Below are 12,388 nucleotides of genomic sequence, written 5' to 3'. Positions count from 1 at the left end.
ATGGAACCGCAGACAGCAGCCGCGAAGGACACCGCCCCCGAGGGCGGGCGCCACATCAGCAACGAGACCCTTCTGCAGGGCGAGACCGACCCGCTCACCGACCGCGCCGTGCACCTGCTCAAGCTCGAGGGCGTGGGCAAGCACTACGGGAACGTCATCGCCCTGCGCGATGTGACCATGGCCGTGGACAACGGCCGCGTCACGTGCGTGCTCGGCGACAACGGCGCGGGCAAGTCCACGCTGATCAAGATCATCGCGGGCCTGCACCAGCACGACGAGGGAACCTTCTCCATCATGGGCGAGGACCGCAGGCTATCGAGCCCCAGGGAAGCCCTCGACGCCGGGATCGCCGCCGTCTACCAGGACCTCGCGGTGGTCTCCCTCATGCCGATCTGGCGCAACTTCTTCCTCGGCTCCGAGCTCACCACCGGCGTCGGCCCACTCCGGCGCATGGACGTGGCGAAGATGAAGGAGGTCACCAAGAAGGAGCTCGCCGAGATGGGCATCGACCTGCGCGACGTCGAGCAGCCCATCGGACAGCTCTCCGGCGGAGAGCGCCAGTGCGTCGCGATCGCCCGGGCAGTCTACTTCGGCGCGAAGGTGCTGATCCTGGACGAGCCCACCGCAGCCCTGGGAGTGAAGCAGTCGGGGGTCGTGCTCCGGTACATCCTCCAAGCCCGCGACCGGGGACTCGGGGTCATCTTCATCACCCACAACCCTCACCACGCATTCCCCGTCGGCGACCGGTTCCTCCTGCTCAAGCGCGGCCGTTCGATCGGCTACTACGACAAGAAGGACATCACGCTCGAGGAGCTCACGGCCCAGATGGCCGGCGGCGCCGAACTCGCCGAACTCGCCCACGAGCTCGAACAGCTCGGAGGCCACAGCGAGGCCCTCGAAGAAGCCAAGGCCGAGGCCGCGGCAGCCGCCACCGGCAGCCATTCAGCGAACTAGGAAGGAAGCAGGGCACGTCATGCAGATGCTTGTGTCGGGAAAGTGGCAGGACTCATCGAGCGGCCGCAAGGAAGAAGTGATATCCCCCTTCGACGGACATGTGGTCGACGTCGTCCCCGTCGCCACTCCAGATGATGCGCTGGCCGCTCTGGACAGGGCCGAGGTCGGAGCAAGGATCCAGCGGAATCTCCCGGCACATGCCCGCGCTGACATCCTCCTGCGCGCCGCGGCTCTGGCGGACGAGCGCGCCGAGGCCATCGCCCAGACCATCACCGCCGAGACCGGCAAGCCGATCACGGAGGCACGTGGGGAGGCGGGGCGGGCCGGTGCCATCATCCGTCTGGCGGCCTATGAGGGTACGCAGCTGTACGGCGACAGCCTGCCGCTGGACGCCAACCCCGGAACCGGACAGGACAAGATCGGCTTCACGCTCCGCCAGCCGTGCGGGATCGTCGTGGCGATCACGCCGTTCAACTACCCCTCGCTCCTGGTCCTGCACAAGATCGCGCCAGCCCTCGCGGCCGGAAACGCCGTGGTGCTCAAGCCCGCGCGGTCCACTCCCCTGACGGCCCTCAAGCTCGCTGAATGCTTCGTCGACGCCGGTCTCGCGCCCGAGGCACTCTCGGTCCTCACCGGCAGCGGCGGAGAACTCGGCGACGTACTCGTGAGCGACCCCCGTGTCCGGAAGGTCTCCTTCACCGGTTCGACCGAAACCGGAACGCATATCGCCTCGACGGCCGGGGTGAAGAAACTCTCCCTCGAGCTCGGAGCATCCTGCCCCGTCATCATCCTGCCGGACGCCGACATCGAGCTCGCCGCATCGGCCGTTGCAGCGGGCGGATTCATCAACGCCGGGCAGGTCTGCATCTCGGTGCAGCGAGTCCTCGTCGACCGGCGGGTCGAAGCAGACTTCCTCGACGCGCTCGTCCCGATGGTCAAGGCCATCGAGGTGGGCGACCCGACGTCCGCCTCGACCCGGCTCGGCTCTCTCATCTCCACCAGGGAAGCCGAGCGGGTGGAGGGATCGATCGACGCAGCCCGTCGCAGCGGTGCGCGCGTGCTGACGGGAGGGGAACGGTCCGGCGCGGTGCTGCAGCCGAGCGTCCTGGCCGACGTCGACCCCCGCAGCCCATTCAGCCAGGACGAGCTCTTCGGGCCGGCAGTGGCGGTTTCGAGGGCAGACGATATGGAGTCCGCACTCGCGTTGGCCAATGACAGCGCCTACGGACTCGGCGCGGGCATCTTCACCTCGGATGTCTCCGGGGCCGTACGGGCGATGCGCCAGATCGACGCCGGCAACATCCACATCAACTGGACACCACTTTGGCGCGCCGACCTCATGCCCTATGGCGGGCTGAAGGGAAGCGGCATCGGCAAGGAGGGCATCCGGTCCGCGGTGCAGGAGATGACCGAGGAGAAGACGGTCGTCCTGCATGGGCGCCCCTGGTAGCGAAGAACGACAGGAACGATTATGACCAACACCGTCAGGCTCACGGTTTCCCAGGCGATCGTGAAGTACCTCTCCGTCCAGCACTCCGTCGCCGACGGCGAACGACGCCGCCTCGTGCCGGCCGCGCTCGGGATCTTCGGGCACGGCAACGTCGCGGGCCTCGGGCAGGCCCTGGACCAGTACTCCGAGGACCTGCCGTTCATCCAGGGGCGCCATGAGCAGTATCTGGCCCACATCGCGACCGCCTACGCCAAGGCTTCACGGCGGCGTTCGATTCTTGCCGTGACTGCCTCGATCGGGCCCGGAGCCCTGAACCTCGTCACGGCAGCAGGACTGGCGACCGTGAACCGGATTCCGGTGCTCCTCCTTCCGGGCGACACGTATGCCACCCGTCATCAGGGGCCCGTCCTGCAGCAGCTCGAGCATCCCACCGAGGCAGACGCGACCGTCAACGACGCGTTCCGCCCTGTCTCGCGCTTCTTCGACCGCATCACCCGGCCTGAGCAGCTCCTCACCGCGCTGCCGCAGGCCATGCGGGTCCTCACGAGCCCGACCGACGCCGGCGCCGTCGTCCTCTCCCTTCCTCAGGACATCCAGTCCCACGCCTACGATTTCCCGGCCGAGTTCTTCGAAGCCCGCGACTGGAAGATCCGCCGGCCCCTCCCGGACCCCCAGGAGGTCTCCGAGGTCGCCGAGATGGTCCGCGCCGCCAGACGGCCCGTCCTCATCGCAGGAGGCGGAATCCACTACTCCGACGCACACGCGGCCCTCGAGGCACTTGCCAATCAGATCGGCCTTCCGGTGGTCGAGACCTTCGGCGGCAAGGGCGCAGTCACCAAGGACGAATGGTGGCAGGTCGGAGGCGTTGGCCTCGAAGGCAACTTCGCCTCCAACCACCTTGTGAAGCAGGCCGACCTTGTCATCAGCGTCGGCACCCGCCTCACCGACTTCGCCACAGGTTCCCAGTCGATCTTCGAGAACCCCGAGGTGCAGTTCGCCTCGATCAACGTCGTCGATGCCGACACGCGCAAGCAGGGCGCCACGGGCATCCTCGCCGACGCCCGCCTTGCGCTCGAGGCACTCGCGGCAGCGCTCCAAGGCCACGGCACCTCCGAGGCGTGGCGCGAGGAGATCCAGGCTGCCCGCGAGGAGTGGGCCCCGATCCGGGCGAAGTGGCTGGACCCGGACGAGACCTTCCGCCCGGAGGACTACCCCGACGCGCCCGCGACGGGAGCAGTGCTGACGCAGCCCCAGCTCATCGGCCTCCTCCAGGAGCACGCCCGCTCCGGGGACACCATCATCGCGGCAGCAGGTGGCCCTCCCGGCGACCTCCAGAAGGTCTGGGACGCGACTGACGGCCGCGCCTGCCACCTCGAGTTCGGGTTCTCCTGCATGGGCTACGAGATCGCCGCGGGCCTGGGTGTCCGCCTCGCCGAGGGGAACACCGGTGGGCGGATCGTCTCGTTCATCGGCGACGGCACCTTCCTCATGGCCCCGACCGAGCTGCTCACGGCGGCACAGGAAGGGCTTGACATGACGGTCGTGGTGTCCGAGAACCACGGGTACCAGGTGATCCACCGCCTGCAGATGAACCGGAGCGGGCGCGAGTTCGGCAACGAATTCCGCTATCGGGCGCAGCCCGGTCCTGTCACGGAGCCGGCGACCGCGGCTCACGGTGCTCCGGCGCGCCTCGAAGGCTCCTACCTCGAGGTCGACCTCCGAAAGATCGCCGAAGGCCTCGGCGCCACCGCCCTGCGCGCCACCACGGCCCAGGAGGTACGCGAGGCCCTCGAGTCCACCCGCGGAACCCATGGTCCGGTGGTCATCGTCGTCGCCACTGTCCCGCACGTGGATCTTCCCGGCGGGGACGTGTGGTGGGACGTCGCGCCTGCCGAGGTCTCCGAGCACGAATGGGTCCGCAAGCTCCGCTCCGAGTACGAGGATGCCCGCGGCCGTCAGCGGTGGTTCGGATGAGCGCCAGCCCTCTCGACGGCGGATCCCTCCGCAGGCGTATCCACTCGGGTGAGACGACGATCGGCACGTTTGTCGGACTCGGTTCCCAGACCGCTGCCGAAGTCTGCGCAGCTTCCGGCGCAGACTGGATCCTGGTCGACCTCGAACACGGATCGGGGGCGGAAGAAGTGGTCGGCCCAGCGGTCCTGGCCGCGGGGGCCTACGGGGTGCCGACACTGGTCCGCGTCGAGACCGACGATCGCATCCGGATCGGGCGGGTCCTCGACCAGGGTGCGGCGGGGATCATGCTGCCCCGCCTGGAGGGCAGCCGACAGGCGGCGGAGGCCTTGGGACACCTGAGCTACCCGCCCCACGGCGACCGCGGAGTAGCGACCTACAACAGGTCGTGCCGCTGGGGCATGGACACCTCCCCGCTGTCCGCCACGGAGCAGGAGGGCCTGGGCATCGTCCAGATCGAGAACCTCAAGGCCTTGGACGAGGTGGCGGAGATTGCCGCCCTCGAGGCCGCCGACGTCCTCTTCGTCGGCCCACTCGACCTCTCCACCGCCCTAGGGGTCCCGAGGAGGTTCGACAGCCCCGAATACCGTGCCGCGCTGCAGCGGGTCCTCACGGCCGCGGAGCGGCACGGCAAAGCCGCAGGGATCCTCGCCCTCGACGGCTCCGCCGCCGCGGAGTACGTTGCGGAGGGGTTCCGCTTCGTTGCGGTCGGCTCCGATTCGACCGTCCTGTCAGCGGCGCTCCGGAGCTCTTTCGACCTGGCCCGTACACCACCTCTCGTAGATACAAGGAAGGCCTCAGCATGACCATCAGACCCAGGACCATCGGCGTCGGGCTCATCAGCGTCGGGTGGATGGGCAAGCTGCATGCCCGCGCCTACACCGCCGTCCCCTACGTCTACCCAGAGCTGGGGATCGAGCCGCGCCTCGTGATCGCCGCCGACACCGAGCCCAGCCGCGTCGACTTCGCGCGCGACGTCCTCGGGTTCGCCGAGGGCACCACCGATTACCGCGAAGTCCTCGCCCACCCGGAGGTCGACGTGGTCTCCATCTGTGCACCGAACTTCCTCCATGCGGAGATCGGCATCGCGGCGGCGCGGGCCGGGAAGCACTTCTGGATCGAGAAGCCGGTCGGGCGGGGAGCCGAGGAGACCAACGCCGTGCGGGAGGCCGCCACGGCGGCCCGCGTCGTGACCTCGATCGGCTACAACTACCGTCACGCACCCGCGGTCGAGCACGCGCGGCACCTCGTCGCCGACGGGAAGCTCGGCCGGATCACCAACGTCAGGGCCGCCTTCTTCTCCGGCTACGCCTCGGAGCCGAATGGCGCCCTGTCCTGGCGCTTCGACCGCAAGCTCGCCGGCACCGGGGTGCTCGCGGACCTTTTCAGCCATGCGGCGGACCTGTGCCAGTATGTTGTCGGTCCCGTTGCCGAGATCACAGCGCTGACGAACACCGTGTACGCGCAGCGGCCCAAGATCCCGATGGGGACCGGGACACACTTCGCGGTGATCGAGGACGGAGAGATGGGCGACGTCGAGAACGAGGACTATGCCGCGGCGCTCGTGCGCTTCGGCCCCTCGGCGCGCGGCGCAGGCGCTGTGGGCACCATCGAGGCGTCTCGGGTCGCGGTCGGTCCTGAATGCGGCTACCAGATCGAGGTCTACGGCACCGAGGGATCCCTCAAATGGGACTTCGAGCGCATGAACGAGCTCAAGGTCTGCCTCGGGCGCAACAACGACGAGCAGGGCTACACCATCGTCAACGCCAGCCCCAAGCACGGCGACTACGCCCGCTTCCAGCCCGGCCCCGGAAATTCGATGGGATTCGACGACCTCAAGGTCATCGAGGCAAAGAAGTTCCTCCTGGCCGTCGCCGGCGGCGAGCAGGCCAACTCGAACATCCACGACGCGGCCTCGGCCGCGGCCATCGTCTCCGCTGCCGAGACCTCCGCGGAGAGTGGGCAGTGGCAGAAGCTCGAGGACATCGACGGCACCACGGCGGCGCGGGCCTGACCATGCCAGCACCATCCGCAGGACGACCGACAATCAGGGACGTGGCCGAGGCCGCGGGCGTCTCCAAGTCCCTGGTCTCGCTTGTTCTCCGCAACTCCACGCGGGTGAGCGAGGAGCGTCGTTCTCGGGTGCTCGCTGTCATCGACGAGATGGGCTACGAGATGAACCTCGCAGCCAGGTCCTTGGCCACCCGCGACAACGGGACGGTCGGGATCCTGGTGAGCGACCTGCACAACCCCTGGGCATTCGACGTTGCCGACGCCGCCCGTCCGGTCCTCGAGGATGCCGGGCACACCGTGCTCTTCAGCGCGGCGACCGCCTCAAGGGAGGGAGGGGTGGACCGTTCCACCCTCCAGGCCTACCGCGACCTGCGCGTCTCCGGCCTGCTCGTGGTCGGATCGGTGCCGGACGCTGCGCTCTTCCACGAGGCCCTTGGCCAGGGACCGCTCGTCTTCGCCGGCGGTGGCCCCGACTACGTCGGCACCGCGGACATCGTCCGAAGCGACGACGCGGCAGGCATCGCCATGGTCGTCGACCACCTGGTCTCGCTCGGCCACGAGCGGATCGCGCACGTGGGCGGCCAAGGCGGGTCGGCGGCGAGTGCGCGCGCCACGGGCTACAGGGAGGCCATGCAACGCCACGGCCTCGAGCGCCTTGCCGCGGTGTACCCGGCGGACTTCGGGGAGGAGGCGGGACGCGCCGGAGCGCAGAGCGCCCTGAGCACCTCGGGGCGCATGCAACCCACCGCGCTGGTGTGCCTGAACGACCTGGCAGCCCTGGGTGCGATGACCGCCGCGGACGAACTGGGCATCGACGTGGCGATCACCGGATACGACAACATCTCGGTCGCCGCGATGCCGCGGCTCTCGCTCACTACGGTCGACCCGGACAGCAAGTCGATTGGCCTCCTCGGAGCCCAGACCCTCCTGGACAGGATCGGCGCGGCGACCCAGGAGCCCTACAGCCAGCAGACCATCACCCCGCATCTGGTCGTGCGGGGTTCGAGCCTCCACGGGCTCAACTGACGGAGACGGCCTCCCGCCGCCCCCTCGCATCAAGTACAACGATCTGAAGCGTGCCGCATCTGCCAAGCAGGACCGAAGGAAAAACCATGCCTGAAACCATTCAGACCATCGTGGCCCTGGGCCCAGTGGAGCCCGCGCTCGTCGAGCCCCTGTTAAGCGCGAAGCACCGGTTCGTCGCCGAGCCCGACGAGGAAGACCTCGCGTCTGCGGACGCCGCCATCGTGCGCGCGGCCTACAGGGTTGACCCGTCGGTGCTGGACCGGATGCCCAGACTCAAGGTGCTCGCCCGCACGGGCGTCGGCACCGACCTCGTCGATGTCGCGGACGCGAAGCGACGCGGCATTCCGGTGGTGATCACACCGGGCAGCAACACCCGCTCGGTCGCCGAAGGGGTCTTCACCCACCTGCTGGCCCTCGTCAAGCGCCTCGGCGAGCTCACCGCCGTCGTGCGCGACGGAAGGTGGGAAGACCGCCGCGAAGTGAGGGTCGGAGACCTGGACGGGTTCACTCTCGGCATCATCGGCTACGGGCGCATCGGCAGAAGGGTCGAGCACCTTGCCCGCGCCTTCGACCTGCGTGTCCTCGCTTACGACCCGTTCGCGGACGTCCCCACCGAAATCCGTCGGGACACCGTGGAACAAGTGTTGAAGGAGAGCGATTTCATCACGCTCCACCTTCCGCTCACGGAAGAGACCCAGGGAATGTTCGACGCCGGCCGACTCGCCTCGATGAGGCGGGGAAGCATCTTGGTCAACTGCAGCCGCGGGGGTCTGGTAGACCTCGACGCGGCCTTGGCAGCCCTCGAATCCGGCCAGCTCGGGGGCGTCGGCCTTGACGTCTTCGACCCGGAACCCCCGGCCCACCACCCCCTGTTCGACCACCCGGGCGTCACCCTCTCCCCCCACCTCATGGGCTTCACCCAGCAGAGCATGGCCAACACGGTCAAGGATGCCGTCCTCGGCGCCCTTGCCGTCCTGGACGGGAACCCGCCCGCCGCGGTGGCTGGGTCATGAACTACGCAAGAAAACCATCTCCAAAGGCACCGAAAGGAAACATCCCCATGTCCCCTGAGCGACACCGCATCGCCCTCTTCGGGTCGGGCCGGATCGGACAGGTCCACGCGCGCAACATCGCCGCCCACCCCGGACTCGAACTGGCTGTCATCGCCGACCCCTTCCTCGAAGGAGCCTCCAAACTCGCGGCCGAGACCGAAACCGTGGCGGTCGGGTCTCCCGAAGAGGCCTTCGATATGGAGGGCTTGGACGGCGTCGTCATCGGCTCGCCGACCAACACACACGTCCAGCTGATCGAAGCCTCCATCGAGCGCGGTCTCGCAGTCCTGTGCGAGAAGCCGATCGACCTCGACCTGGCCACCGTCCGCGAGTGCCGCGACCGGATCTCGGGGGCCTCAGTGCCGATCATGCTCGGGTTCAACCGCCGCTTCGACCCCGGCTTCGCCTCGGTGCGGCAGCGGGTCGAGGCAGGGGACATCGGTGCCCTCGAGCAGCTGACGATCGTCAGCCGCGACCCCGAGCCCGCGCCCCGCGGGTACCTGTCGGCCTCCGGCGGGATCTTCCGAGACATGACCATCCACGACCTCGACATGGCGAGGTTCTTCGTCCCCGACATCGTCGAGGTCACCGCGCACGGATCGAACCAGTTCAGCGAGGACATCCGCGAGCTCGGAGACTACGACACGGCAGTCGTGACCCTCCGCGGATCGCGCGGAGAACTGATCACCATCACGAACTCCCGGCACTGCGTCTTCGGCTATGATCAGCGGCTCGAGGCCTTCGGCTCGGGCGGCATGCTGTCGGTCGGCAACGTCACTGCGGACTCCGTCCGCGCGTACGGTGCATCCGGCACGGAGCAGGCCAGCCTGTACCAGCACTTCTTCCTCGAACGCTACAACGCCGCCTACCGGGCGGAGCTCGACGCCTTCGCCACCTCGATCAGGACCGGGGCGGCACCCTCCCCGGGCTTCCAAGACGGGATGGCTGCTCTCGTCCTCGCCGACGCTGCCACGGAATCGGCAGCATCCGGCAAGAGCGTCGACGTCCAGGGAGCGTGGTGATGGACGAGCCTCAGCTTGCAGGCAAGACCGTCCTCGTCAGCGGAGGCACCCAGGGCCTCGGAGAGGCTGTGGCGAGACGGGCCGCGGCCCAGGGCGCGGCGGCCGTTGCCGTCACGGGGCGGAACGCCGACGAGGGCGAACGAGTACGCGCAGAGCTCGAGGCCGCAGGCACACGAGCCCTCTACCTCAAGACGGATCTGGCCGACGTCGCCCAGGCCCGGGCCTCGGTGACGGACACTATCGCCGATTTCGGGCAGCTCGACTGCGTCGCCAACTGCGCGGGCCTCACATCGCGGGGCAGCTTCCTCGACACGGAGCCCGAGCTGTTCGACGCGCATATCGCGATCAACCTCCGGGCGCCCTTCTTCATCATGGCGGAGGCCATCAGGCACCTCGTAGGCCGCGGCGCCCCGGGAAGCATCGTGAACATCCTCTCCATCGCGGAGCATGGCGGGCAGCCCTACCTCGCGCCCTACGTGGCAGCCAAGGCCGGTCTCGCCGGGGCCACCCGCAACGCGGCCCACGCTCACCGTTGGGACCGGATCAGGATCAACGGGCTCGACATCGGCTGGACCGCCACTGCCGGGGAAGCCGACACCCAGAAGCGCTTCCACGGTGCGGGAGACGACTGGCTCGAGAAGGCCAGCTCGAACGTCCCCATGGGCAAGCTCGGCCAGCCGGACGAGATTGCGGAATTCGTCGTATTCCTTCTCTCAGACCGCAGCGGCGTCGTCACGGGCTCCGTCATCGACTGGGACCAGAACGTCATCGGAGGTTCAGAATGACCAGAACAGGGATTTCCGCTCGGATCGCGGCCGCCCCCATCTCGTGGGGAGTCTGCGAGGTCCCGGGCTGGGGCCATCAGCTCGACGCTGAACGGGTCCTGAGCGAGATGTCCGAGCTCGGCGTCGTCGCCACCGAATTCGGACCCGCTGGCTTCCTGCCCTCGGAACCCGGACCGCGCGCCGACGTGCTCGGCCGCCATGGGCTCCAGGCCATCGGGGGCTTCTTCCCTGTGATCCTCCACGACTCCGAGAAGGATCCGATGAATGCGGTGACGCCTGAGCTGGACGCCTACGAAGCCGCCGGCGCGACCGTCATGGTCCTTGCCGCTGAGACCGGGGCCGCCGGATACGATCATCGCCATGTTCTCGACGATGAGGGGTGGTCGCTCTTCGGCCGCAACCTCGACCGCATCGTCGCGGCGGCCGCTGCCCGCGGAATCACCGTCGTCGTCCACCCGCACGTCGGCACCATGGTCGAGTCGCCGGAGGACGTCCGGCGCCTCCTCGACGGCACGACAGCCCAAGTCTGCCTCGACACGGGTCACCTGCTCATCGGCGGGAGCGATCCTCAGCAGCTCGTCCGCGAGTACGCGGACCGCATCGGCCACACTCACCTCAAAGACGTCCGCGTGGACTTCGCCCGCCGCGTCCAGGATGGTGAGCTGACCTACACCGAGGCCGTCAAGGCGGGCATGTATGTCCCCCTGGGCAAAGGCGATGTCGGCATCCGTGAAATCGTCCTCGGCCTCCTGGACGCCGGCTATGAGGGCTGGTTCACCATGGAACAGGACACGATCCTGGCTGGCGAGCCCCTCGACGAGGGCCCGGTCGCGGACGTCCGCGCGTCGATCTCCTACCTGAAATCCCTCGAGAACGAGCCCGGACCGTGAGCACCATCCGCTGGGGCGTTCTCACGACGGCGCGCATCGCCCAGCACAGGTTCCTCCCCGCCGTCGCCAAGGCCGCCAACGCGACAGCGGCCGCGATCAGCAGTCCGAGCGGTCGCGCCCCGGAGGTGGCACGGCTGTTCGGCATCCCGAGGGCATACGGAAGCCACGAGGAACTCCTCGCCGACCCCGACATCGATGCCGTCTATCTTCCCTTCCCGAACAGCCTCCACGCGGAATGGGCCGTCCGGGCCGCCGACGCCGGCAAGCACATCCTGTGCGAGAAGCCGCTGGTTGCAACCCTCGACGACTTCCAGCGTGTCCTCGCCGCAGCAGACCGCGCAGGGGTGCGGGTGATGGAAGCGTTCATGTACCGGTTCCACGCGCAGCGGGCCCGGGTCGGCGAGCTGATCTCGTCGGGCCGGATCGGGGACATCGTCTCTGCCCACGCCCGCTTCCACTTCACGATGAAGCGGCAGCCCGGGGAACCCCGGCTCATCCCGGGCATGGACGGCGGCGCCCTGAACGACGTCGGGACCTACTGCGTCGACGCCCTCAACGCCTTTGTCGGACGTCCCCCGGCAACGGTCTACGGGCACGGCACGAGCCAGTCGGATCCCGTCGACACGACAATGGCCGCCGTACTCGACTACGGCGATATCCTCGGCACCTTCGACTGCGGCTTCGAAGGCCCGCGGGCCCAGACCGTGCAGATCATCGGCACCCACGGGCAGATCACCATGGACAGGGCATTCGACCCAGACCCAGACGAGGCCGTCACCGTCACGCTCTGCGCGCGCGATGGCGGGGAACAGGCCTTCGTCTTCACCGATGACAGCTTCAAGGCCGAGATCGAGACCTTCAGCGAGCTGATCCACGAAGCCGGACCCGCCATGCCGTTCCGCGAGCTCACAGAGCAGAACATCGCTGTGCGGACCGCCCTCCACCGGTCCATGGTGACCGGCCTCCCGCAGGCGGTCTCGGTGCCCGACGACCTGAACACCCACTAAGCCCTCAAGGAGTACCAGCATGACGATCAAGACCATTCCGCATTTCCTCAACGGGGAAGAGACCCATGGGGTCGGCGAGCGGACGCAGCCGGTGTTCAACCCGGCGACCGGGGCGCAGTCGGGGGAGCTGCGCCTGGCGGACGCGGCCGATCTCGAGACCGCTGTCGGGCATGCGAAGAAGGCCTCGGAGTCGTGGGGGGACGCGTCCCTGTCCAGGC

12 protein-coding genes are annotated in these 12,388 nt (G+C 68.4%); all 12 read left to right on the top strand.

Annotated features, from left to right (window positions below; genetic code table 11):
• Window positions 1-954 carry an ATP-binding cassette domain-containing protein gene (locus E6A21_RS08035; RefSeq protein ID WP_246036265.1) on the top strand — a complete coding sequence of 318 codons (954 nt, stop codon included), beginning with the start codon at window positions 1-3 and terminating at the stop codon, window positions 952-954.
• Window positions 955-973: 19 nt separating this feature from the next.
• Entirely contained in the window at window positions 974-2,404 is a 1,431-nt protein-coding gene (locus tag E6A21_RS08030; RefSeq protein WP_138443638.1) for an aldehyde dehydrogenase family protein, read from the top strand.
• A 21-nt stretch (window positions 2,405-2,425) separates the two neighbouring features.
• Window positions 2,426-4,378, top strand: a complete 1,953-nt coding sequence (gene iolD / locus E6A21_RS08025) for a 3D-(3,5/4)-trihydroxycyclohexane-1,2-dione acylhydrolase (decyclizing) (protein WP_138443637.1) — start codon at window positions 2,426-2,428, stop codon at window positions 4,376-4,378.
• Entirely contained in the window at window positions 4,375-5,181 is an 807-nt protein-coding gene (locus E6A21_RS08020) for an HpcH/HpaI aldolase family protein (RefSeq protein WP_138443636.1), read from the top strand. Before iolD ends, E6A21_RS08020 begins: the two co-directional genes overlap by 4 nt.
• Window positions 5,178-6,389 (top strand): Gfo/Idh/MocA family protein, encoded by a 1,212-nt coding sequence (locus tag E6A21_RS08015; protein ID WP_138443635.1) that lies wholly within the window; start codon window positions 5,178-5,180, stop codon window positions 6,387-6,389. The genes E6A21_RS08020 and E6A21_RS08015 overlap by 4 nt, the downstream gene beginning before the upstream one ends.
• Before the next feature lie 41 nt (window positions 6,390-6,430).
• Window positions 6,431-7,414, top strand: a complete 984-nt coding sequence (locus tag E6A21_RS08010) for a LacI family DNA-binding transcriptional regulator (protein WP_246036264.1) — start codon at window positions 6,431-6,433, stop codon at window positions 7,412-7,414.
• An 86-nt stretch (window positions 7,415-7,500) separates the two neighbouring features.
• A complete protein-coding gene (locus E6A21_RS08005; protein ID WP_138443633.1) occupies window positions 7,501-8,427 on the top strand; it encodes a hydroxyacid dehydrogenase in 927 nt (308 codons plus the stop codon).
• 47 nt (window positions 8,428-8,474) lie between these two features.
• Window positions 8,475-9,488, top strand: coding sequence for an inositol 2-dehydrogenase (gene iolG / locus E6A21_RS08000; RefSeq protein ID WP_138443632.1), 1,014 nt, complete (start codon window positions 8,475-8,477; stop codon window positions 9,486-9,488).
• Window positions 9,488-10,273, top strand: coding sequence for an SDR family oxidoreductase (locus tag E6A21_RS07995; RefSeq protein WP_138443631.1), 786 nt, complete (start codon window positions 9,488-9,490; stop codon window positions 10,271-10,273). The genes iolG and E6A21_RS07995 overlap by 1 nt, the downstream gene beginning before the upstream one ends.
• Window positions 10,270-11,163, top strand: coding sequence for a sugar phosphate isomerase/epimerase family protein (locus tag E6A21_RS07990; protein ID WP_138443630.1), 894 nt, complete (start codon window positions 10,270-10,272; stop codon window positions 11,161-11,163). Before E6A21_RS07995 ends, E6A21_RS07990 begins: the two co-directional genes overlap by 4 nt.
• Window positions 11,160-12,170, top strand: a complete 1,011-nt coding sequence (locus E6A21_RS07985) for a Gfo/Idh/MocA family protein (protein ID WP_138443629.1) — start codon at window positions 11,160-11,162, stop codon at window positions 12,168-12,170. Before E6A21_RS07990 ends, E6A21_RS07985 begins: the two co-directional genes overlap by 4 nt.
• 19 nt (window positions 12,171-12,189) lie before the next feature.
• Window positions 12,190-12,388 (top strand): aldehyde dehydrogenase family protein (locus tag E6A21_RS07980; RefSeq protein ID WP_138443628.1); only part of this gene is annotated, 199 nt, incomplete at its 3' end.

It is taken from the genome of Sinomonas susongensis (assembly GCF_005877005.1).
GTDB classification, from domain to species: Bacteria; Actinomycetota; Actinomycetes; order Actinomycetales; family Micrococcaceae; genus Sinomonas; species Sinomonas susongensis.
This window is presented reverse-complemented; position numbering and strand designations above follow the sequence as displayed.

What these genes read in the sequence shown, in the direction of transcription:
- E6A21_RS08015 (WP_138443635.1), top strand. Translation starts at nt 5,178, where the DNA reads ATGACCATCAGACCCAGGACCATCGGCGTCGGGCTCATCAGCGTCGGG.
- E6A21_RS08035 (WP_246036265.1), top strand. Translation starts at nt 1, where the DNA reads ATGGAACCGCAGACAGCAGCCGCGAAGGACACCGCCCCCGAGGGCGGG.
- iolG (WP_138443632.1), top strand. Translation starts at nt 8,475, where the DNA reads ATGTCCCCTGAGCGACACCGCATCGCCCTCTTCGGGTCGGGCCGGATC.
- E6A21_RS08020 (WP_138443636.1), top strand. Translation starts at nt 4,375, where the DNA reads ATGAGCGCCAGCCCTCTCGACGGCGGATCCCTCCGCAGGCGTATCCAC.
- E6A21_RS08005 (WP_138443633.1), top strand. Translation starts at nt 7,501, where the DNA reads ATGCCTGAAACCATTCAGACCATCGTGGCCCTGGGCCCAGTGGAGCCC.
- E6A21_RS07995 (WP_138443631.1), top strand. Translation starts at nt 9,488, where the DNA reads ATGGACGAGCCTCAGCTTGCAGGCAAGACCGTCCTCGTCAGCGGAGGC.
- iolD (WP_138443637.1), top strand. Translation starts at nt 2,426, where the DNA reads ATGACCAACACCGTCAGGCTCACGGTTTCCCAGGCGATCGTGAAGTAC.
- E6A21_RS08030 (WP_138443638.1), top strand. Translation starts at nt 974, where the DNA reads ATGCAGATGCTTGTGTCGGGAAAGTGGCAGGACTCATCGAGCGGCCGC.
- E6A21_RS07990 (WP_138443630.1), top strand. Translation starts at nt 10,270, where the DNA reads ATGACCAGAACAGGGATTTCCGCTCGGATCGCGGCCGCCCCCATCTCG.